Annotated in this window: 17 protein-coding genes and 2 tRNA genes; 8 read left to right on the top strand and 11 right to left on the bottom strand. The window is 67.1% G+C overall.

The features are described 5' to 3' along the window. Positions 1–194: 194 nt before the first annotated feature. The 6 genes from rpoD to AC0WR5_RS06440 all read right to left on the bottom strand — a co-directional run bounded on the left by rpoD (position 195) and on the right by AC0WR5_RS06440 (position 9,407). On the bottom strand, positions 195–2,168 hold the full coding sequence (gene rpoD, locus AC0WR5_RS06465) for an RNA polymerase sigma factor RpoD (protein WP_475867732.1): 1,974 nt from the start codon (positions 2,166–2,168) through the stop codon (positions 195–197). A gap of 135 nt (positions 2,169–2,303) precedes the next feature. Continuing rightward, positions 2,304–4,277 (bottom strand): DNA primase, encoded by a 1,974-nt coding sequence (dnaG, locus tag AC0WR5_RS06460; protein ID WP_475867731.1) that lies wholly within the window; start codon positions 4,275–4,277, stop codon positions 2,304–2,306. An 86-nt stretch (positions 4,278–4,363) separates the two neighbouring features. Beyond that, a complete protein-coding gene (locus AC0WR5_RS06455; RefSeq protein WP_475867730.1) occupies positions 4,364–4,921 on the bottom strand; it encodes a sarcosine oxidase subunit gamma in 558 nt (185 codons plus the stop codon). Further along, positions 4,914–7,844 carry a sarcosine oxidase subunit alpha family protein gene (locus tag AC0WR5_RS06450; protein ID WP_475867729.1) on the bottom strand — a complete coding sequence of 977 codons (2,931 nt, stop codon included), beginning with the start codon at positions 7,842–7,844 and terminating at the stop codon, positions 4,914–4,916. Before AC0WR5_RS06450 ends, AC0WR5_RS06455 begins: the two co-directional genes overlap by 8 nt. After that, a complete protein-coding gene (locus AC0WR5_RS06445) occupies positions 7,841–8,098 on the bottom strand; it encodes a sarcosine oxidase subunit delta (protein ID WP_475867728.1) in 258 nt (85 codons plus the stop codon). The genes AC0WR5_RS06450 and AC0WR5_RS06445 overlap by 4 nt, the downstream gene beginning before the upstream one ends. A 55-nt stretch (positions 8,099–8,153) precedes the next feature. Beyond that, the gene (locus AC0WR5_RS06440; protein ID WP_475867727.1) at positions 8,154–9,407 is read right to left on the bottom strand and encodes a sarcosine oxidase subunit beta family protein; all 1,254 of its coding nucleotides are present in this window, start codon (positions 9,405–9,407) and stop codon (positions 8,154–8,156) included. Positions 9,408–9,607: 200 nt separating this feature from the next. Here AC0WR5_RS06440 and AC0WR5_RS06435 point away from each other — a divergent pair, with 200 nt between their 5' ends. Beyond that, complete coding sequence (locus AC0WR5_RS06435) at positions 9,608–10,099, top strand: hypothetical protein (protein WP_475867726.1); 492 nt, start codon at positions 9,608–9,610, stop codon at positions 10,097–10,099. Positions 10,100–10,112: 13 nt separating this feature from the next. Here AC0WR5_RS06435 and AC0WR5_RS06430 read toward each other — a convergent pair whose 3' ends face one another. From AC0WR5_RS06430 to AC0WR5_RS06420, 3 genes are all read right to left on the bottom strand, one after another. Further along, entirely contained in the window at positions 10,113–11,543 is a 1,431-nt protein-coding gene (locus AC0WR5_RS06430; protein WP_475867725.1) for a Glu/Leu/Phe/Val family dehydrogenase, read from the bottom strand. Between the two features lie 379 nt (positions 11,544–11,922). Continuing rightward, positions 11,923–12,450: a hypothetical protein gene (locus AC0WR5_RS06425; protein WP_475867724.1), complete on the bottom strand. Its 528-nt coding sequence runs from the start codon at positions 12,448–12,450 to the stop codon at positions 11,923–11,925. A gap of 140 nt (positions 12,451–12,590) precedes the next feature. Next, positions 12,591–13,181 (bottom strand): TetR/AcrR family transcriptional regulator, encoded by a 591-nt coding sequence (locus tag AC0WR5_RS06420; protein WP_475867723.1) that lies wholly within the window; start codon positions 13,179–13,181, stop codon positions 12,591–12,593. A 207-nt stretch (positions 13,182–13,388) separates the two neighbouring features. Between AC0WR5_RS06420 and AC0WR5_RS06415 the strand changes: the two genes are divergently transcribed. The 5 genes from AC0WR5_RS06415 (at position 13,389) to AC0WR5_RS06395 (ending at position 17,667) form a co-directional block, all read left to right on the top strand. Then, positions 13,389–13,715 carry a hypothetical protein gene (locus tag AC0WR5_RS06415; protein ID WP_475867722.1) on the top strand — a complete coding sequence of 109 codons (327 nt, stop codon included), beginning with the start codon at positions 13,389–13,391 and terminating at the stop codon, positions 13,713–13,715. A gap of 360 nt (positions 13,716–14,075) precedes the next feature. Beyond that, positions 14,076–15,377, top strand: a complete 1,302-nt coding sequence (locus tag AC0WR5_RS06410; RefSeq protein ID WP_475867721.1) for a homoserine dehydrogenase — start codon at positions 14,076–14,078, stop codon at positions 15,375–15,377. A 153-nt stretch (positions 15,378–15,530) separates the two neighbouring features. After that, positions 15,531–17,282, top strand: a complete 1,752-nt coding sequence (gene recJ / locus AC0WR5_RS06405) for a single-stranded-DNA-specific exonuclease RecJ (protein WP_475867720.1) — start codon at positions 15,531–15,533, stop codon at positions 17,280–17,282. A gap of 117 nt (positions 17,283–17,399) precedes the next feature. Further along, positions 17,400–17,474, top strand: a tRNA-Glu gene (locus AC0WR5_RS06400). Between the two features lie 118 nt (positions 17,475–17,592). Next, positions 17,593–17,667 (top strand) — tRNA-Glu (locus AC0WR5_RS06395). 112 nt (positions 17,668–17,779) lie between these two features. Here AC0WR5_RS06395 and AC0WR5_RS06390 read toward each other — a convergent pair. Then, positions 17,780–18,376 (bottom strand): cupin domain-containing protein, encoded by a 597-nt coding sequence (locus AC0WR5_RS06390; RefSeq protein ID WP_475867719.1) that lies wholly within the window; start codon positions 18,374–18,376, stop codon positions 17,780–17,782. Between the two features lie 150 nt (positions 18,377–18,526). After that, entirely contained in the window at positions 18,527–19,423 is an 897-nt protein-coding gene (locus tag AC0WR5_RS06385) for a glucokinase (protein ID WP_475867718.1), read from the bottom strand. Positions 19,424–20,131: 708 nt separating this feature from the next. On the opposite strand from AC0WR5_RS06385, the gene AC0WR5_RS06380 reads away from it, so the two are divergent. Together AC0WR5_RS06380 and AC0WR5_RS06375 are read left to right on the top strand one after the other, a co-directional pair. Then, entirely contained in the window at positions 20,132–20,569 is a 438-nt protein-coding gene (locus AC0WR5_RS06380) for a CHAP domain-containing protein (RefSeq protein WP_475867717.1), read from the top strand. A gap of 395 nt (positions 20,570–20,964) precedes the next feature. After that, entirely contained in the window at positions 20,965–22,473 is a 1,509-nt protein-coding gene (locus tag AC0WR5_RS06375; RefSeq protein WP_475867716.1) for an SLC13 family permease, read from the top strand. The last annotated feature ends 56 nt before the right edge of the window (positions 22,474–22,529 follow it).

Here is a 22,529-nt window from a genome sequence, read left to right as displayed (position 1 = left end):
CTTGGTTAATGCCCGGCGGGTCTCTGCCGTTCCCCGGCGTCACCCTTGGCGGTTCACGGCTCTGGGCAATCTTACCCTCTTGAAAACCATCAAAAATTCAGGGCACGGGCACGCGATCCACCACCGGCCGAAACGAAAAATGGCGCCCCGCGGGGGGCGCCATTTCAATCTCTCGGTCCCTTTCGGGCGCCGGCTTACTGGTCCAGGAAGCTGCGCAGCTTGCGCGAGCGGCTGGGATGTTTCAGCTTTCTCAGCGCCTTGGCCTCGATCTGACGGATCCGTTCGCGGGTCACGCTGAACTGCTGGCCGACTTCTTCCAGCGTGTGGTCGGTGTTCATGCCGATGCCGAAACGCATCCGCAGCACCCGTTCCTCGCGCGGCGTCAGGCTGGCCAGAACGCGGGTCGTGGTTTCCTTCAGGTTTTCCTGAATGGCCGAATCCAGCGGCAGGATCGCGTTCTTGTCCTCGATGAAGTCGCCCAGCTGGCTGTCTTCCTCGTCCCCGATCGGGGTTTCGAGAGAGATCGGCTCCTTGGCGATCTTCATCACCTTGCGGACCTTTTCCAGCGGCATCTGCAGCTTTTCGGCCAGCTCTTCCGGGGTCGGCTCGCGGCCGATCTCGTGCAGCATCTGGCGGCTGGTCCGCACCAGCTTGTTGATGGTCTCGATCATGTGCACCGGGATCCGGATCGTGCGCGCCTGGTCCGCGATGGACCGGGTGATCGCCTGACGGATCCACCAGGTGGCATAGGTCGAGAACTTGTAGCCGCGGCGGTACTCGAACTTGTCCACGGCCTTCATCAGGCCGATGTTGCCTTCCTGAATGAGATCAAGAAATTGCAGCCCGCGGTTGGTGTATTTCTTGGCGATCGAGATCACCAGGCGCAGGTTGGCTTCCACCATTTCCTTCTTGGCCTGGCGGGCTTCCTTCTCGCCCTTCTGCACCTGTTGCACGATCCGGCGGAACTCGCTGATGTCGAGGCCGACGTACTGGCCGACCTGCGCCATGTCGCTGCGCAGCTCTTCCACCTTGTCGCTGGAGCGTTCGATGAACGCCTGCCAGCCCCGGCCGGATTTTTCCGCCATGCGGTCCATCCAGTTCGGGTCAAGCTCGTGGCCGCGGTATTCCTCGACGAATTCCTTGCGGTTGATGCGGGCCTGGTCGGCCAGCTTCACCATGGCGCTGTCGATCTGCATGATGCGGCGGTTGATGCCGTACAGCTGGTCGATCAGGGCCTCGATCCGGTTGTTGTGCAGGTGCAGCTCGTTCACCAGAAGAACGATTTCCGAGCGCAGCTTCTGATAGCGCGCTTCCTCGTCGGCGTTGAAGGAGCCGTCCTCGTTCAGCGTGGCGCTGATCCGGTTGTCCTGCAGTTCCGACAGGGTGATATAGTCGCTGGCGATCTGGTCGAGGGTTTCCAGCACCCGCGGCTTCAGCGCGGTTTCCATGGCCGCGAGGGACATGTTCTGCTGATCGTCCTCGTCGTCGTCGTCGTCCTTGGCAATCGGGTTGCCGTCGGCGTCGAGTTCGGGGCCGCTGTCTTCCTTGTTCGCCGTCTTGACGTTCGATGTGTCGACGACGGGTTCGTCGTCCTCGTCGCCCATCGAATTGCCGAAGGTCGTCTCGAGGTCGATCACGTCGCGCAGCAGGATGTCTTCGGAGAGAAGTTCGTCACGCCAGATGGTGATCGCCTGGAAGGTCAGCGGGCTTTCGCAGAGCCCGGCGATCATCGTGTTGCGGCCGGCCTCGATCCGCTTGGCAATGGCGATCTCGCCCTCGCGGCTCAGCAGTTCGACGCTGCCCATCTCGCGCAGGTACATGCGCACCGGGTCGTCGGTACGGTCCAGCTTCTCGGTCGCGGCAGAGCCGAGCGAGACTTCGCGGTTCTGGTTGGTCGTGGTGACGGCAGTGGTCTTCTGCTCCTCCTCCTCGGCCTCTTCGTCCTCGATGATGTTGATGCCCATCTCCGAGAGCATGGACATCACATCTTCGATCTGTTCCGAGGAGACCTGATCGGGGGGCAGGACCTGGTTGAGCTGATCATAGGTGATGAAGCCCTTCTCGCGGGCTTCCGCGATCATCTTCTTCACCTGCGCCTGGCTCATGTCGAGCGAGACTTCCGCCTCCTGCTCTTCCATCTGGGTTTCGTCGTTGTCCTTGGCGGCCATGGCGATACTCCTTGGCAGTAATCGGGGCGGCGGATCAGCACGGTGTGATTCGGTTGGTCCGAATCAATACCGGGTTTGAGCGATTCGAACACCCATTTACCCTGAATTTCTTGAGGATACCTGTAAAATTCGCATTCAACGATGCGGCTTCGATCCTTCGATTCGGCGAATCAGGTCATCCAGACTGCCTCTTTCCTCGCGATTCATGCGAACTCCGTTTTCAGCCACATCATACTCGGCCCGATCCTCCTGGTCGCCGCGGCGAACGGCCTGCTCCGTGCGCGCGGCATCTGCCAGGCGCCAGGTAACGGCTTCATCCTCGACGAAATCGAAATCCTCGACCGCTTCAGCGATTTCGGCCCGCAGCGCACGTGCCGCCTGCAGCTTTGCCAATTCCTCGGCGACGGTCATACGGGCCCGTTCCTCGTCCCCCGGATAGCGCACAGGGGGACAGAGAGCCACATGGTGGCGATGCAACAATTCGTCAAGGGCAGAGGGGCCCAGTCTCTCGGCCGCTATCCCCTGCAGGGCCTCCACCCCGTCGCCGGCATGGGCCAGGATGATGTCGCGCAGCTGTGCGTGCAGCGGGTCGCGGCATTCCATCCGCTCCAGCCCGACCTCAAAGGCCTCGGTGACCGAGGGCGTGCAATAGAGCGAGGCGAGGATCACCGCCTCGCGCAGCGCCTCCATGGTCTGCGGATCGTCCGAAACCAGGATGGAATTGCGTGTCGTGGCCATGGGAACCGCTGGCGGCTGCCAGCGCCCGCCCCCCTTGCCACCACGCCCGAAACTGCGTGCGCCCTGCCCCTGTTGCGGCTTGCGGCTGGGGCGGAACAGCTCGCGCGTCTTGTCGCGCAGGGCCTGGTCGTAGTGATAGCGCAGCGTCTCGTCCGGGATCAGCCGTGTGGCCGTGCGCAGGGCCGCATCGAGAGAGGCGCGCCGGTCGGGGCTGTCGAAGGTCTTGCCCTCGGTCTCGCGCTGCCAGAGCACCTCGACCAGCGGCAGCGCCGCGTCGAGAACCTGCTGCATGCCCTCTCGCCCCTTGGCCTTGAGCAGCTCGTCGGGGTCCTGCCCCTCCGGCATCAGGGCAAAACGTACGCTGCGGCCCACCGCCAGCTTGGGCAGGGCCAGGTCGACGACCTTGCGCGCGGCGCGGAGCCCGGCGGTATCGCCATCCAGCGCGATCACCGGCTCGGGCGACAGCCGCCACATCATGTCGAGCTGATGTTCGGTGATCGCCGTGCCGAGTGGCGCTACGGCCCCGGTGAAACCGGCCTCGGCCAGGGCGATCACGTCCATGTAGCCTTCGGCCACGATCAGCGCCTGCCCCTTGCCGAGCGCCTCGCGCGCCGGCCCGTGATTGTAAAGCGTGCGCCCCTTGTCAAAGAGCACCGTCTCGGGCGAATTCAGGTACTTGGCACTGTCGTTCGGATCCATGGCGCGGCCACCGAAGGCGATGCAGCGCCCCCGCGTATCGCGGATCGGGAACATGATGCGGTTGCGGAAGGTATCATAGGGACGCCCGCCCTTGTTCGATGGCTTGGCAAGCCCGCAGGCCAGCAGGTCGTCGGGCTTCATGCCCTTGCCGGTCAGATGGTCCCAGAGCCCCTGCCAGGCGTCGGGCGCAAACCCCAGGTTCCAGCGCTCGCAGGCGGCGTCATCAAGGCCGCGCCGCCGCAGGTAGTCGCGGGCATCGCGTCCGGCCCCACCCCGCAGGCAGAGCGCGAAGAAGCGCACGGCTTCCTCCATCACGTCGGTCAGAGAGGCCTTCTTCTCGGCCTTCTTGGCTGCCTGCGGATCGCGGGCCGGCATCTGCATGCCCGCCTCCCGCGCCAGGATCTCGACCGCCTCCATGAACTCGACGTTTTCGGTCTTGCGCACGAAGGAAATGGCATCGCCTTTTTCGTGGCAGCCAAAGCAATAGTAGAAGCCCTTGCGGTCATCGACGTGGAAGGAGGCCGTCTTCTCCTGGTGGAAACAGCACGGCGCCCAGTAGTCGCCCTTGCTCGGGATCGATTTCCTGTTGTCCCACGTGACTTTACGCCCGACCACCTGCGACAGCGAGATGCGGGAGTTCAGTTCTTCGAGGAAGGAGGAGTCAAGCTTCATGCACCTCAATATCGGCCCTTGCGCAGGCCGTGTCCAGATGGCCCGAACACCGCTCCGGCCTTTGCAACTGCAAGCCGAGGCGCAGGCTAGAGATTTTCCCGAGCGGCCAGCATCCCCAGCGCTTCACGCAGATCGTGCAGCAGCGTCTGCGCCATCGAGCGAAAGACCATCAGGCGAAAGCTCTGGTCGCCCGTCCGGGTGATCGAGGCCATCATGTGCTTGATCTCGCTGCGCGCCGTCGCCCCGGACGGAAACACCGCCGGCCGCAGGTCGAGCGGGCAGAGCCGCGCGAGCGTGTCCCGGGCAAGCGGCCCCTCCAGCAGAACGGTGCTCCAGGCGTCGGTCTGATCGGTCAGGGCCGCCACCCTATCCAGGTCCTCTCCCGCCTCGGCGTTGATCAGCAGGTACTGCCGGTGGCCGAACCACAGGCATTCCACCTCGCCATTGCGCGCGCTGCCATTGGCGCCGGGCAATCCCATCCCGAACGCCGCCTGAAGGGCCTCGCCGAGCGCGCCCTCGCCCCCACGGGGCGGCATCAGGCTGGTCAACCTCCGCATCGGCAGAACCCGGATGACCGTGCCGGCGATCTCGGCGGCGTCGCCCTGCGGCAGGGCATTCTGGGCAATCAGTCTCGGTTCAGCCACGGCTGCGCCCTCCCTCGGGATCGAATTGCGCCGGTTCGCAGACCTCGCAATGGGTGGTGATGCCGCGCAGGTGGTCGACCATGGTGATCCGCTCGCCCAGCCGCTCCGGCCCCCGCTTCAGCAGCGCCAGCGCCACGTAGTGGCCCAGCGTCGGCGAAAAGGCCACCGAGGTGACATGCCCCTGGGCATTCACCCGCTCGGGCGCCGCACCCTCGTCAAAGAGGAAGGCCCCGGCGGTCAGCTGTTGCACCACGCCCACCGGCTTCAGGCCGATCAGCCGCGGGCGATCCTCGGCCAGCAGCCCCGGCCGCGTGGCCGCCGCCTTGCCGATGAAATCCTTCCTGCCCGACAACATGCCCTGCAACCCGAGATCAAAGGCGGTGGTGCGGCCATCCAGCTCGGCATGGGTCAGCAGCCCCTTTTCAAGCCGCAGCACGTTCAGGGCCTCCATCCCGTAGGCCCCGCCCCCAAGCGCCTCGGCCCGTTCGACCAGCAGCCGGAACAGGCTCTCGCCATAGCGCGAGGGCACCGCCAGCTCATAGGCCAACTCGCCCGAGAAGGAGATCCGGAAGAGCCGCCCGGCGACCCCGCCCACGGTCACCGGACCGCAGGCCATGAAGGGAAAGGCCTCGCCCGACAGATCGATATCCACCAGATCCGCCAGCAGCGCACGCGACTGCGGCCCCGCCACGGCGAATTGCGCCCATTGCTCGGTCACCGAGATCAGCCGCACGTCCCAGTCGGGCTTCAGCACCTGGGCACAGAACTCGAGGTGCATCATCACCTGCCCCGCCGCCGCTGTGGTGGTCGTCATCACGAAATGCTCAGGCCCGAGGCGCGCGGTTGTGCCGTCGTCCATCACGTGCCCGTCCTCGCGCAGCATCAGCCCGTAGCGGACGCGCCCCTCCTTCAGGGTCGAAAACCCGTTGGTGTAGACGAAATCGAGAAACCGCGCCGCATCGGCGCCCTGGATGTCGATCTTGCCAAGGGTCGAAACATCGCACACCCCCACCTGGTTGCGCACCATCAGGACCTCGCGGTCGCAGCTCTGCCGCCAGGTGCGCTCGCCCTGCCGCGGGTAATAGCTCGGCCGATACCAGAGGCCCGCCTCGATCATCGGCGCATTCATCGAGAGAGAGACCTCGTGCGAGGTCGTCAGGCGCTGCGGGGCGAACCCCGCGCCCAGCCCCCCGGCCCCTAGCGCCGCGATGGGCACCGGCACGAAGGGCGGGCGATAGGTGGTGGTGCCGGTCTGCGGCACCTCGCGCCCCGTGGCATCGGCCAGCACCGCCAGCGCGCCCATGTTCGACGTCTTGCCCTGGTCCGGCGCCATGCCCTGGGTGGTATAGCGCTTCATGTGCTCGACCGAGCGGAAGTTCTCCTCCGCCGCACCACGCACGTCCTTGACCGTCACGTCGTTCTGCAGGTCGAGCCAGGCCCGCCCCTTGCCGCGCACCTGCCAGAGCGCGCGGATGCTGAAGGCATCGTCCTCTGCCTCGGGCACCGCGACGTCGGGCCGCTCAATCTCCAGCGCATCCAGCGCCTTGCCCGCGGCCTCGACCCCGGCCGCAAGGCAACCAGCGGTCGAGAAGACGCCCGCGGCCGCCCCCGCGGGGATCAGCCCCGGCACCGCATCCGGTGCCGGCAGGAAGGCCGCGATCGTCTCGTCCCAGACAGGACGGCCGTTCATGTGGCAGCTCAGATGCACCGAGGGGTTCCAGCCGCCCGACACCGCGAGGCAATCGCTGCTCAGCCGGAACTCCTGCCCGCCCGCGCGCACCGTCACCGCCTCGACCGACTTGTGCCCCGCCACGGCAGAAACCTCTCCGCCCGGATGGAACAGCACGTCGAGATCACATCCCACGCCGTACCGCGCATCGATCAGCGCGGTGACATGGACGCCCGCGTTCAGCAGGTCGCGCGCCGTCCGGTGTGCACTGTCATTGTTGCCGAAGACGGTTACGGCCCGCCCCGGGCTGACCGCGTAGCGATTGACATAGCTGCGCACCGCCCCGGCCAGCATGACACCGGGCCGGTCGTTGTTGTGAAAGGCCACCGGCCGTTCGATGGCGCCGGCGGCCAGCACCGCCTGTTTCGCGACAATGCGCCAGAAGCAGTCGCACGGCGCCGGCCCGCCCGGCGCAACATGCCGCGCCACCCGTTCCAGGGCGCCATAGGTACCCTGGTCATAGGCGCCGGTGACCGTCGTCCGCCGCAGGATCCGCAGGTTCGGCATCGCCTCCAGCCGGGCCACCAGTTCCGCGGCCCAGTCCGCGCCGGGCTGCCCCGCGACCTCCTCGACAGAGGCATTCAGCTGCCCGCCCGGGCGCTCGTCCTCGTCGCAGAGGATCACGTCGGCGCCCGCTTGGGCCGCGGTCAGGGCCGCCATCAGACCTGCGGGGCCGGCGCCGATTACCAGCAGATCACAATGGGCAAAGGCCTTTTCGGCCAGTGCACGGTCATGCTCCCGGCTCAGCCGGCCCAGGCCCGCGGCCCGGCGGATCACGGGCTCGTAGAGTCGCTCCCAGGCCTTCCTCGGCCACATGAATGTCTTGTAGTAGAAGCCCGCGCCCAGGAAATCCGCGAAGAGGTCGTTGACCTCCATCGCGTCCCATTCGACCGAGGGCCAGCAATTCTGCGCCCGTGCCTCCAGCCCCTCGTAGAGCACCTGCGTGGTGGCGCGCACGTTGGATTCGGCATCGGCTCCATGGCCCAGGGTGACCAGCGCATTGGGCTCCTCGCTGCCGGCCGAAAAGACACCCCGCGGCCGGTGATACTTGAAGCTCCGCCCCACCACGCGCACCCCGTTGGCCAGCAGCGCCGAGGCCAGCGTGTCGCCCTCGAAACCCACCATGTCCTTGCCGTCAAAGCGAAATCCGATCAGGCGCTCGCGGTCGATCTGTCCTCCCTCCGACAGCCTCATGCCTGCGCCTCCCCTGCCAGGATCACGGAAAAGATCTGGTGCGTCCGCGTATCACGCTCGACAAGGAGGAAGGACCCACAGCCCTGCCCGTGATACCAGTGCTCCCGCGACAGACCCGCCGGGTTCTCGCGCAGGTGCAGGTAATCGTCCCAGGCAGCGGTCCAGTCTTCCCCCTCGGGGCGCGTCAGGGCCGCCCCGCGATAGGTGAATTCGCGCAGGTCCCGTTCACCGCAGTTCGGACATGTCAGTCGCATTCGCCCCGCCCCTTCATCTTTCCTCAAATACTCCCGCCGGAGGCGGCTGCCGCCGTCAGTGCAGGTTGTGCTGTGCCCCGGTGCCTTCCTCGTCCATCAGCCCCGCGCCGCTGCGGAACCGGTCGAGCCGGAAGCCAGCGGCGCTCTCGTGCGGCAGGCCGGTGGCGATCAGATGCGCCAGCGCAAAGCCCGACCCCGGCACCGCCTTGAAACCGCCGTAGCACCAGCCGCAATCGAGGTAGAGCCCGGCGATATCGGTCTTGTCGATGATGGGCGAGCCGTCCGGCGTCATGTCCATGATGCCGCCCCAGTTACGCAAAACCCGCGCCTTGCCGATCATCGGCATCAGCGTCATGCCCGCCTCCATCACGTGCTCGGCCGTGGGCAGGTTGCCCCGCTGCGCATAGGAAGGGTACATGTCGAGGTCGCCGCCAAAAACCAGCCCGCCCTTGTCGGACTGGCTGATGTAGAAATGGCCCATGCCGAAGGTGATCACCTTGTCGATGACCGGTTTCAGCCCCTCGGTCACGAAGGCCTGGAGGATGTGGCTCTCGATCGGCAGGCGCAGCCCGGCCAAGGCGGCCACCTGGCCCGACCGGCCGGCGGTCACGATGGCCACCTTGCGGGCCCGGATCTCTCCGCGGGTCGTGCGCACGCCGGTGACACGGCCATTTTCCTGATCGATGCCAACCACTTCGCAGTTCTGGATCAGGTCGACGCCGCGCGCGCTGGCGCCGCGGGCAAAGCCCCAGGCCACCGCATCGTGCCGCGCCGTGCCGCCCCGCCGGTGCAACAGGCCGCCGTAGATCGGAAAGCGCACCTGGTCGAAATCGAGATAGGGCGCATGGCGGCGCACCCCCTCGCGGTCGAGTAGTTCCGCATCGTCGCCCTGACTGATCATCGCGTTGCCCCGGCGCACGAAGGCATCGCGCTGGCCGTCGGAATGGAACAGGTTGATGATGCCGCGCTGCGAGTGCATCACGTTGTAGTTCAGGTCCTGCTCCAGCCCTTCCCAGAGCTTCAGCGAATGGGAATAGAACTCGGAATTGCCCGGCAGAAAGTAATTGGCCCGCACGATGGTCGTGTTGCGACCCACGTTGCCGCCGCCGAGATAGCCCTTTTCCAGTACCGCGACATTGGTGATCTTGTGCCGGCTGGCGAGGTAGTAGGCCGCGGCCAGGCCATGCCCGCCGCCGCCGATGATCACGACATCATAGGCCGGCTTGGGCTCCGGGTCGCGCCACTGCGGCCCCCACCCCTTGTTGCCGGTGAGTCCCTCCTTCAGAACCCGCAGCCCGGAAAATCGCATCGCTCGCTCCTTCTGCCTGCCGGTCGAGCAAAGCAAGTCTCGCCCCATCGCGCAATCGGCAGCATGCGAATGCTCAAATTTAAGTCGGTTTCCGGAGGAATATCGCCGATTTTGTGCAGTTGCAGCATTTCTTCCGACGAGACAGATGACAATTCAATGACGGGCGCGCAGTCTTGCGGCAGAACTGTGGGAGTGTCTGAATGACTTGTCGTATCCTGCTTTACTCCTTCTCCGACACCACCCTGACCGTCGGCGAAGGTCTGGCCTGGGAACTCGGCGCACAACTGCACTGCATCGAAACGCCGGCGCCGGAACCGGGCCTCTGGTCGGCGATCAAGTCCGGAGTCTACGGCCTCCTGTCGCGCGGCACGCCCATCGATGTTCCCGATCAGCCCTGGTACCGCAGCGACCTGATGATCCTGGGCACGCCTGTCTGGGGCGGCCACGTGGCGCGGCCGATGAAGCAGTTCCTGGCGGGCAACCCCGAGCTGCCCGACCGCTGCGCCTTCCTGATCACCTCTGCCGATGAGGCGTTTCCGCAGGCGGTTGTCGAGGAGATGACCCGTCTCTCTGGCCGCGAACCGGTGGCCGTGCTGCATGTCTGCAACCGTCAGATGCAGGACGGCAGCTGGCATGACCAGGTGCAGGAATTCCTCGACCTCTGCGTCATCCGGTATCGTCAGACCGGCTGAAATTCTTTCCTGATCACAATCCCTTGGCGCGATAGCTGGCGGCCACGCGACCGATCGCCACGAGGTATCCGGCCGTGCGCAGATCCTCGACGTCGCCGCGCCCGTGCCAGACCTCGCGCATCGACTGGTAGGCGGTGCGCATCGTGTCGTCGAGGCCCGAGCGCACCAGTTCCAGCTCGCCTGCGCCGCGCAGGTATTTCTCCTTGAAGCCGGGCGAGAGCTGCCAGCCGATCCCACTGTCCGCCGAGAGACGCTCGAGCTCGTCCACCACGAGCTGATGGCGCGCCTCCTCCTGCCGGCGCTGCATGCGGCCGAAGCGGATGTGACTGAGATTCTTGACCCATTCGAAGTAGGAGACGGTGACGCCGCCGGCATTGGCAAAGAGATCGGGGATGATCACGATGCCGCGGTGGCGCAGCACCTCGTCGGCGCCGGCGGTGATCGGGCCGTTGGCGGCCTCGATGATCAGCGGCGCCTTGATCCGCTCGGCATTGGAGATGTTGATCACCCCTTCCAGCGCGGCAGGGATCAGGATGTCGCAGTCCTCTTCCAGCAGGGTCGCCCCCGCCTCGACGAAGACCGCGTCGGGAAAGCCGCTGACACCGCCGTGGCGCTGGATCCAGTCGTGCACAGCCCGCACGTCGAGGCCGGTCTCGGAGAAGAGCGCGCCGTCGCGTTCGATGATGCCGGTGATGCGTGCGCCATCCTCCTCCGACAGGAAGAGCGCGGCGTGGAAACCCACGTTGCCAAGGCCCTGCACGATCACCCGCTTGCCGTCCAGACGGCCCGAGAGGCCGGCCTTCTGCACGTCGAGCGGATCGCGGAAGAACTCCTGAAGCGCGTATTGCACGCCCCGGCCCGTCGCCTCGATGCGGCCGGCAATACCGCCTGCATTCAAGGGCTTGCCGGTGACGCAGGCGCGGGAATTGATGTCGGTCGTGTTCATGCGGTTGTACTGGTCTGCGATCCAGGCCATCTCGCGCTCGCCGGTGCCCATGTCGGGCGCGGGCACGTTTTGCGCGGGGTTGATCATGTCGCGCTTGATCAGCTCGTAGGCGAAGCGGCGGGTGATCAGCTCGAGCTCGTGCTCCTCGTAGTCGCGCGGATCGATGCAGAGCCCGCCCTTGGAACCGCCGAAGGGCGCCTCGACCAGAGCGCACTTGTAGGTCATCAGCGCGGCCAGCGCCTCGACCTCGTCCTGGTTCACCGTGGTGGCATAGCGGATGCCGCCCTTCACGGGCTCCATGTGCTCGGAATGCACCGAGCGGTAGCCGGTGAAGGTCTGGATCTGCCCGCGCAGGCGCACCCCGAAGCGCACCGTGTAAGTGGCGTTGCAGACACGGATTTTCTCCTCCAGCCCCGGGGGCATGTCCATCAGGGCGACGGCACGGTTGAACATCAGGTCGACGCTCTGGCGGAAACCGGGTTCGCGAACGGGTTGCATGGCTGCTCCTCCTCCTCACTGGCACATTGGTGCACGGGCGCTGCGGCGGGGCCGGAAACCGGTGTCCCCGCCGTCTCAGCGCTATCTCCTCGCGATGAAGGTAGGGTTAAGCGGCGCGCGGTCTCGGGCCGTTTTCCGGCCCTTTCCCGCCCCTGCCGGTGCGGATCAACGGGACATGACCCCAGCGCGCGGCGATGCTGCGGCGCGGCGCGGATTTGCGGCCGAATCACCTCGAAAAGGGCAGGTTAACAGCCACTTGGCGGCGAAACTTCGACGTCGGTATCACGTCGGTATTACGTCGGTATCGCGACGGTGCGAAACCGCCGGAACGCCATGGTTAAGGAAGCGTGCGATGGTTGGCGATGAGGGGCGGCGGCGCTCAGATGTCGCCGGCGCCGGACGTGCCCGAAGCGGAGGGTCCCGAGGCCTCGTCCGGAGCGTGCCGCTGGGCGATCTCGATGGCGATGACATCGGCCATCTGCTTGGTCTCGGCGGCGCGCAGCACGCCGCCTACCCCGACCCGGCGACCGACCTGCCAGTAGAGACCCGGCTTGAAGGCATAGGGTTTGCTCTCGCTGAGGCGCAGCACGAAGCCGTTCGAGGGCTTGAAGGCGAAGGTGCCGCGATCGACCCCCTCGATCTGGTCCATGGGCGCGATCAGGTAGCCCGAGGAATCCGACAGCCCCTCCGGCGTCAGGATCAGTTCGAGCGCGGTGGCGCGCAGCATCCGCCAGAGCGCACCCACCACCAATACCGCCATGATCATGACCAGGATGCTGATCAGCAGCCCCTGCGAGGGCCCGAGCGCCAGCACCAGCAGCGCCAGGGCGAGAAAGGCCAGAACGCCCAGACCAAAGGCCCTGCGCCCGCCACTGACACCGACCCTGGACAGAATCTGCTGATCCATCGTTACACCCGCCAAACCTGTTTCGGCGACAGTATCGCAATTGCGGTTGAAATGCGCGACGGCGAATTCCACGCAGAGGCGCATTTGGCCGCAGGATGCGTCCTTTCCGCCATCCCCACGCCGCCTGCCGGCCCGGGCCCTCAGCCGGGCAGCACCAAGCGGCGGGTCATGTCCCAGTAGATGTCCTCGACCCCGGCCAGCGACAGCCGCCCGCCGTCGCGGAACCAGGTGTTGATGCCGGTCAGCATGGCAATGATCGCCATGGTGGTCACCTTGACGTCGGCGATCTGCATGGCGCCCTCGGCCTGCCCCTGCTCCAGGATCGCGGTCAGCGCCCCCTCGTAGCGGCGGCGCTGCTCCTCGATGGCGGTGAAATTCCCGTGCGTCAGGTTGCGCAGCTCCATGTAGGAGATGAAGACCGCCTGCGGCCGCGCGGCATGGTGGCGGATGTGGAAGCGGGTGAAGCCCTCGAGCGCCGCGAGGCCCCCCGCGGGCAGCTCGGCACCCTCGAGCGCGGCCAGCAGCTCTTCCATGTGCTGGCTGAGCAGCCGGAAGAGCAGGCTCTGCTTGTCGGGGATGTAATTGTAGAGCGCGCCGACCTGCACGCCGACCGCGCCGGCGATCTGGCGCATGGAGACGGCGGCATAGCCGTCGCGTGCGAAGAGATCGAGCGCCGCCGCCATCAGCCGCGCCTCGGTCTCGGTGGATGTGGAGCCTGCCGTTCGTGCCATGGGCCAAGTTTAACTGAACAGGCGTTCACCGCAACCGCCGAGGCGCGCGACGAGGCGGAACTTTGCGTCATCCCCGCGGCCCCCGGGGGGGGAGATCCAGAGGCGGGAGGCAATGCCGGGCGCGCGACACCCCGCGCGGCCTGCCTCTTTGCGGCACCGGGCAGAGGATCGCTTGCCAAGTGCCCCACGCTGGGGCACTTGTGAGACATGACACCGCTTCGCCCCGCTCCTGCCCGACCTGTCGCCGCCCCCCTGGCGCTGATGATGCTTGCGCTGCTGGCGCTTGCGGCCTGCACGCCGATGCCGGTATCCGACGACATCCTGAGCGATGACGATCTGAACGCGCCCTATCCCAGGCTGGTGCCGGCGGCGGAGATCCTGAAGTACCGGCCCGCCGACCCGCGGCTGAGCGACGACAATGTCGCGGCCCAGGTGGCCAGGGCAGATGCCCTGCGCCGCAAGGCCGCCCGGCTGCAGGACACCCATGTGGAGCAGGGCGAAGGGCTGCTGGATCCGCTGCTGGGCCGGAACTGATCTCGAACTTATCTCGAACTGGTCCCGAATTGGTCCCGAATTGGAACGGCACCGCGCAGGCGCGCGCGCCCCGCGGCCGTCGCACCGGGATGCAGGGACGGCAGGGGGCTCTGCCCCCGTCGGCCTGCGGCCGCCTCCCCCGGGATATTTCCGGCCAGATGACGCAGGACGCGGATCGCCCGGCAGACGGACCCGAGGGCAAGGTTGCAGGCGGGGCGGCCGCGCGCGGTGGCCTGCCCGGCCCAACGGAGATTGGCCCGCAAAGGGCGGCCCTGCAAAGGTTCGCGTTGCAAGGGACCGGCCAACGCGATAGGCCCCTGCATCGAAAGACAACCCAAACTTGACCACTGGAGTTATGCAATGAGCGAGCCTCTGCGCCCCGCCCCCCTGCGTCTGGGAGTTGCCGGCCTTGGAACGGTCGGCGTCGGCGTTCTGAAGATCCTGCGCAAGGAGGCAGACATGCTGACCACCCGGACCGGGCGGCAGGTGACGGTGAGCGCTGTCTCGGCACGCAACCGCTCCAAGGAGCGTGGCGTGTCGCTCGAGGGGATCGACTGGGAAGACGATCCGGTGACGCTGGCCACCCGCGACGACGTCGATGTCTTCGTCGAGCTGATGGGCGGATCGGACGGGCCGGCGAAGGCCGCCACCGAGGCCGCGCTGAAGGCCGGCAAGGACGTTGTGACCGCCAACAAGGCGATGCTGGCCATCCATGGCCAGGAGCTGGCCGAACTGGCCGAGGCGCAGGGCCGGGTGATCCGCTTCGAGGCCGCCGTCGCCGGGGGCATCCCGGTGGTGAAGGCCCTGACCGAGGGCCTGGCCGGCAACCGGATCAAGCGCGTCATGGGCGTGATGAACGGCACCTGCAACTATATCCTGACGCGCATGCTCTCCTCTGGTCTGCCCTATGACGAGGTCTTTGCCGAGGCCGATGCCCTGGGCTATCTCGAGGCGGATCCGAACCTGGACGTGGGCGGCATCGATGCCGGGCACAAGCTGGCGCTGCTGGCCTCGGTGGCCTTCGGCACCCGGGTGGCCTTTGACCAGATGGAACTGGAAGGCATCCAGCGGATCACCATCGAGGACATCCGCGCCGCCGCCGACATGGGCTTCCGCATCAAGCTGCTGGGCGTCAGCCAGATGACCGGCCGCGGCCTGGAACAGCGCATGTCGCCCTGCCTGGTGCCCGAGACCAGCCCTCTGGGCCAGCTCGAGGGCGGCACCAACATGGTGGTGCTGGAGGGCGACGCGGTGGGCCAGGTGGTGCTGCGCGGCGCCGGTGCCGGCGAAGGGCCGACGGCCTCGGCGGTGCTGTCGGACATCTGCGACATCGCCCGCGGCTTCCGCCTGCCGGTCTTCGGCCAGCCGGCGGAGACGCTGGAAGAGGCGACGCCGGCGATCTCGATGACGCCCGCGCCCTACTACGTGCGGCTGACGCTGCAGGACAAGCCGGGCGCACTGGCCAAGGTGGCGGCGCTGCTGGGCGAGGCGGGCGTGTCGATCCACCGGATGCGGCAGTACGACCACGACGGCGGCCGCGCGCCGGTGCTGATCGTGACCCACAAGACCCAGCGCGCGGCGCTGGACGAGGCGCTCTCGGGCATGGCGGGCACCGGCGTGGTGGACGGCGATCCGGTGGCGCTGCGGATCGAGCCCGTCTGAGGGTCAAGGGGGCTCTGCCCCCGCCCGCCTGCGGCGGGCGCCCTCGGAGTATTTCGGGGAAAGATGAAGAAGGGGCCGGGGCGCTCTGTTCCGGCCGGCACCCAGGGTGATGTTATGGCGGGCACGATGGCGGGCACGATGGCGGACGGGGCAATGACCAGGGCGTTCCTGGGGGTCGAAACCTCCCTGACAGGGCGGCGCTGGATCGGGCCCTCTGCCGAGGTGGAGCGACAGGCCGAGGCCCTGGTGCAGGAAGATCACGTCGAAGGGCCGCTGGCACGGGTGCTGGCGCGGCGCGGGGTGAGTGCCGGCGAGAGCGAGGCCTTCCTGGCGCCGACCCTGCAGGAGCTGCTGCCCGACCCGCGCAGCATGCTCGACATGGAACCGGCCGCCACGCGTTTCCTGCAGGCGGTGAAGCGGCGCGAACGCATTGCCATCTTTGCCGATTACGACGTGGACGGCGGCACCTCGGCGGCGCTGCTGATCGACTGGCTGCGCCAGATGGGCCGTCAGGCGACGCTCTATATCCCCGACCGGATCGACGAGGGCTATGGCCCCAACGTGCCCGCCATGCAGGAGCTGGGCGCGGCGCACGACCTGATCATCTGCGTCGACTGCGGCACCCTGAGCCACGAGCCGGTGGCGGCGGCGGGCTGCGACGTGGTGATCCTCGACCACCACCTGGGCGGCGAGACCCTGCCCGAGGCGGTGGCGGTGGTGAACCCGAACCGGCAGGACGAGAGCGGCGCGCTGGCGCATCTCTGCGCGGCGGCCGTCGTCTTCCTGATGCTGGTCGAGGCCAACCGGCAGATGCGCGGCGAAGGCGCCAAGGGCCCCGACCTGATGGCGATGCTCGACCTCGTCGCGCTGGCCACCGTGGCCGACGTGGCGCCGCTGATCGGGGTGAACCGGGCGCTGGTGCGCCAGGGGCTGCGGGTGATGGCGCGGCGCGAACGGCCGGGCCTCGCGGCGCTGGCGGATGTGTCGCGGATGACGACGGCACCGGCGGCCTATCACCTGGGCTTCCTGATGGGGCCGCGGGTGAATGCCGGCGGGCGGATCGGACAGGCCGACCTGGGGGCGAAGCTGCTGGCCTGCGACAATGAATTCGAGGCCAAGGCCCTGGCCGAACGGCTGGACCAGCTGAACAGCGACCGCCGCGAGATCGAGGCCATGGTGCGCGCCGAGGCCATGGCCCAGGCCGAGGCCCGCGGCCTGGATGCGCCGCTGGTCTGGGCGGCGGGCGAGGGCTGGCACCCCGGCGTGGTGGGCATCGTCGCCTCGCGCCTGAAGGAGAGCACCAACCGCCCCGCCGTGGTGATCGGCCTCGACGGGGCCGAGGGCAAGGGCTCGGGCCGCTCCATCGCCGGCGTCGACCTAGGCGCCAGCGTGCAGCGGCTGGCCGCCGAGGGGCTGCTGATCAAGGGCGGCGGGCACAAGATGGCCGCCGGGCTGACCGTGGCGCGCGACCAGCTGGAGGCCGCCATGGCGCGGCTGTCGGAGCTTTTGGGCAAGCAGGGCGCGGGCGAGGCCGGACCGGCGGACCTGAAGCTCGACGGGATGCTGATGCCCGGCGCCGCCACCCCCGAGCTGATCGACCGGCTGGAGGCCGCCGGGCCCTATGGGGCCTCGGCCCCTGCCCCGCGCTTTGCCTTCCCCGGCCAGCGCATCAGCTTTGCCAAGCAGATCGGCGAAAACCACCTGAAGCTTTCCTTTACCGACGGCATGGGCACCAAGATCGACACGATCTGTTTCGGTGCCTTCGACGGCCCGCTGGGCCCGGCGCTGTCGAAACATGACGGCCAGAGCTTTCACCTGGCCGGGCGGCTGGAGATCAACGACTGGGGCGGCCGCAGACGGGTGCAACTGCGCCTGGAAGATGCGGCTCCGGCAACGGAAATCTGAGCATTTTCAGGGCCTTGAAGCGGTACACCACGGGCTTTGAGAAAATTTTGCAAAGGGCTTAAAATACCTCTTGCGCCCTGCAGCGGCTTTGCATAGAAACCGCCTCACGCCAAGCGCGGCCCGTTCGTCTATCGGTTAGGACGCCAGGTTTTCAACCTGGAAAGAGGGGTTCGATTCCCCTACGGGCTGCCACTTCATCCCGAAATTTCGACGAGGTTCCCTCCGAGAAAGTCGTGATAAAGTTGCGGAAACGCAGCGTTTTCCCCTTGCGCAGGGTGTCGGTGACGACTAAAAGCGCGCCACACAGAGTGGCCCGTTCGTCTATCGGTTAGGACGCCAGGTTTTCAACCTGGAAAGAGGGGTTCGATTCCCCTACGGGCTGCCACTTTTCCCCAGATCGATGATGAAACGACCCGCGGGCACATCGCGTGCATCGGCGGTTTTTTCGTGTCTCGTCAGGGGCTTGCCTGTTCTGCTGCAAACCCATGGACTGCGCTTCAGAAATAGGGCGGCGTGATCACCCAGATGATCTCGCAATCCTCCTCGCCCGGGTTGCGGCACCAATGCGCCCCCTCGCCCCGCAGAGAGAAGCTGTCGCCCGCCTCGAGCAGGTGGGTCTGTCCCTCGGTATGCAATTCGAACTGCCCGCGCAGCACCACGCCGGCCTCTTCGCCGCGACGCATCCGGTGACGGTCGCCGGTGGTCGCGCCGGGGGCAAAGACGGTGCGCAGCACCTCGAGCCGGGCGCTGAGATCGGGCGAGAGCAGCTCCTCGGTGACCCCGGCGGTGGAGAGGTTGAGCACCCGGCGGTTGTCGCGGCGCACGATCACCCCGCGTTCGGCCGCGGGCGCCACGGCATTGCCGCTGAAGAACCAGTTGAAGGGCACGTCGAGGGCGCGGGCCAGATCCTGCAGCACGGTGATGGTCACCGTGCTCTTGCCGCGCTCGATCTCGGAGAGATTGCCCACCGAGCGGCCGACCTTGTCCGACAGCTCCATCAGGTTCATGCCGCGGGACCGGCGCAGCTCGCGGATCTGGCGGCCGAGCGCCTCGGGAGAGGTAAGCGATTGCCCGTCCTGATCCAAAGTACTCATACCCTGCCCGTTCTGCCTGTTCCGATCCTGCACGCGGGATCGCAAAGGGTGTAGCGACTTTTGCGCGGCAGACCAAGGAAAAGGGCGCGCGCGCCCAGGAGCGCCCTGGCCGACCCCGGCAAGGGCCCGCAATTTCAGCGACTTAGCCGCTCACATGGCCACGGCACAGCCCGACAGGGCGGCGGTGTCGTCGAGGATCAGCGAGACCGGCACGTGGCGCGCGGTGGCCAGCGCCAGCGGCCGGGCATAGGCGGCACGGAAACGCTCCACCCCGGGGCCGGTCAGGATGGCGCGCGCCACGCCGCCGGCAAAGAACAGCCCGCCGGTGCACATGAAGGCCAGCGACAGATCCTGTGCCAGGCCCGCCATCAGCTCGGCGTAGAACCCGGCGTAATCAATCGCCTGCGCATCCTGCAGCGCCATGGCATCGGCCACCGAGACATGCGAGCCGGAGCTGAGCTTCCACAGTTTCTCGCAGCCGCGACCGGAGAAGAGATGCTCGACCGTGTCGATGCCGTGATCCTCGGTGCCGGCCCGGGCGGTGACCGCCGCGCGCAGCCGCCAGGACAGCTGGATATGGCCCATCTCGGCATTGGGCACGGTGACGCCAGAGGCAGTCTGGATCGCCGGGCTGACGTTGAAACCGGTGCCGATCCCGGCCACCAGGAACTGATCGCCCGCCGGCTCCAGGTCGGGGGTGATGCGCAGCACCCCGGCATCGGTGAGCGTCGAGAGCGAATAGCCGAGCGCCTTGAGATCGTTGAGCAGCGCCACCGGCACGCCAAAGGCGCGGCCGAGCTTGAGCACGTTGAAATCCCAGTCGCGGTTGGTCAGCCGCGCCTCGTCGCCATTGACCGGCCCGGCCACGGCCACGGCCATCGAGGTGATGCCGGTGCAATCGCGGCCCTCGGTGTAAGCCCTTGCGGCATCATCGAAAGTTGAGAAATCGTCATTTCGGAAGCTCTGAATGGTTTCCGGCAGGACATGGCTGCCTTCGGCCAGTGCAAAACGCACGTTGGTGCCGCCCACGTCAGATACAAGTTTCATGTCTCAAATCCCTGAACTATCGGCCGCCGGGGCCGTCTTCCATCCGTCTTTTATCACCTGTTAGCGCTAATTCCAGTGCGCCGGCGCGCTGGTGCGGCGCTTTGCCGGGGGGGCCGCAGGCCGGCACGCGCGCGCGGCCTTCGGCGGTGCCGCCGCCCGGCCCCGCGCCCCTGTCGGTACGCATTTCGGTCCGCTCCGGCAAGTGGCTGAATTTGCAGCATTCCGGTCCGGGTGCACGGCGACGGTGACGCCGCCCCCGCGCGCCAACGGCGGCGCGGAACCAAGGCCAGGGCACCCCGTCCGCCGCCGCTGGATGCAGCTTTTTTGGGCAGGTGAAATCACCTTTCGAAACCCCTTGTTTCATTGACCCTGTCAACTGACGCCGCCGTATGGCCCCCATCCGGCGCCGTTCACGGGCGGCTCGCCGGGGCGCCGGCAGCGAAATCTTGCCACCCTCTGAAATGCACACTTTGTTTTTTACGAAAAGTTGAGGAAGGTGCGGCACACCCGGGCAGAGACCCGGATCGGGACAGACGAAAGAACTTGGGGACAGCAAGTTTGCAACGAAAAACTGCGGGACTATTGCGCGCGGCGTCACTCTGCGCCGCACTGATGACTCTTACGGCCTGTGCAGGCGGGCCGGAAGTAACCAGGGTTCAGGGCATCGACCCGGACCGACAGGTATTTGCGGTCGAAACGGCCGAACAGATGCGAGCCAAGGGTATCCGCGTATGGTGCGTACCCTTCGCCCGCAACCTGAGTGGCATCGACATCTACGGCGATGCGCGCACCTGGTGGAGCCAGGCGAAATCGATGTTCGGTCAGACCAATCAGCCGCAGGTCGGCGCGGTCATGACCTTCCGCGCCACACGCAGCATGCCGCTCGGCCATGTGGCGGTGGTGTCCAAGGTCGAAGGCCCGCGTCGCATCCGCGTGGACCACGCCAACTGGCACCGCAACCGCGTGTCGCTCGACATGGCGGTGATCGACGTCTCGGAGAAGAACGACTGGTCCAAGGTGCGGCTCGAGAGCAATCCCGGCAGCTTTGGCAGTGTCTACCCGGTGCAGGGCTTCATCCTGCCCAACACGTCCGACGGCAAGGCCCGCGTGGTCAAGGCCAGCGTGACCAACCGCACCACCCACTGACGCCGGCCGGGCCCGCGCAACCGACAGATCCCGAGAGACAGTGACAGAGAGGGCCGTGCCGCAGGGCGCGGCCCTTTTGCCTTGCCCCCCTGCACTGCCCCCTGCTGCGGCCGCCACGGGGCCGGGCCGCCCTTCAGGCAAGAGATTTATCCATACCTCGGAAACAAGGGGATTCCGTGGTGTGATACCATTTCGGTATTGCCGCATACCCGCCCAAGCATTGCCTTACTTGCACGTAATGGAAAGGGTGCCCCAGCCCCGCGGCCGCCTTTGCGCGCCCCGGAGCCCCCCGCGCCGAAAAGGCCGCGCCGAAAGGGTTGCCACTGCGCCCGCCAAAGGGCCGGCCAGAGGCCGCGACCGGCCCGCCGGGGAGAAGACAAGGGACGGAGGACCCCATGACAGACAAGACGGAAGCGCCCCGCTCGGAGGCGCTCGAAACCATCAGCTATCCGATGATGGCGCTCGGCCTGGTGGCCGGAATCGCCCTGATGCTGATCCTGCCCGACAGCCTTGCGCTGCCGGCACGGATGACCGCCGGCTGCGCGCTCTGGATGGCCATCTGGTGGATGACCGAGGCGGTGCCGATCCCGGTGACCTCGATGCTGCCGCTGGTGCTTTTCCCGGTGCTGGGCGTCGGCACCTTCGGCCAGATGGCCGCCCCCTATGCCAACAGCGTCGTCTTCCTGGTGCTGGGCGGCGTGATCCTGGGCCTGGCGACCGAGCGCAGCAACCTGCACCGGCGCGTGGCCCTGCGCACGATCCAGGCCGTGGGCACCCGCCCCGACCAGATCGTGCTGGGCCTGATGATCGCCTCGGCCTTCATCTCGGCCTGGATCTCGAACACCGCCACCGCGGTGATCATGGTGCCCATCGGCGCCTCGATCCTGCACCTGGTGCGTGACCTGGCCCGCGAACAGGGGCACGAGGAACGCGACGTGAAATTCAGCGCCGCGGTGATGCTGGGCATCGCCTATGGCGTCACCATGGGCTCGACCGCCACGCTGATCGGCCAGCCGCCGACCGCGCTGATGAAGGCCTACCTGCTGGAACAGCTGAACTATGACATGGGCTTTGCCCAGTGGATGCTGATCGGCGTGCCCTTCGCGATGGTCATGCTGGTCGTGGGCTGGCTGCTGCTGACCAAGGTCTTCTACCGCTCGCACCTGAAGGAGCTGCCGGGCGGTGCCGCGCTGATCCGCCAGGAGGTCGAGGCCCTCGGGCCCATGAGCAAGGCCGAGGCGCGCGTGGGCATGATCTTCCTTGCCGCGATCTTCTTCTGGGTCGTTGTGCCGCTGATCACGCAGATCGGGGCCGTGGCCGCCGCCCTGCCCTTCCTGAAGTCGATCTCCTCCAGCCACGTGGCGATCACCGCGGCGGTGCTCTGCTTCATCGTCTCCTCCGGCGAAAAGGGCCCCGACGGGCGCCCCGTGGCGCTGCTCGGCTGGTCCGCCTCGCGCGAGATCCCCTGGGGCCTGCTGCTGCTCTTCGGCGGCGGCCTCAGCCTCTCGGCGGCCTTCACCATGACCGGCCTGTCGGTCTGGATCGGCAACCAGGTGGCGGTCTTCTCGGACATGCCGCCCATCGTGATCCTGCTGGTGGCGGCGGTGATCGGCCTCGGCCTGACCGAGCTGACCAGCAATACCGCGACGGCGGCGGCCTTCTTCCCGATCATGGGATCGGTGGCCGTGGGCGTGGGCCTCGACCCGCTGATCATGACGGCGGTGATGACGCTGGCGGTCTGCTCGGCCTACATGCTGCCGGTGGCGACGCCGTCGAACGCCGTGGCCTTCGGCTCGGGCGAGGTGACGATCAGGCAGATGGTCCGCGTGGGCTTCTGGCTGAACGTGGTCTCGCTGATCCTGATTGCCGTGCTGATCGAGACGCTGATCCCGATGGTGATGTAGGCGCCCCGCCCCCCGCAATGGAAAGGCCCCGCCACCCGGCGGGGCCTTTTGCGTTC

This window comes from Pseudooceanicola sp. DL12 (genome assembly GCF_056270665.1).
Note: the sequence above shows the minus strand (reverse complement) of the source record. Positions and strands in the feature narration are given on the sequence as shown.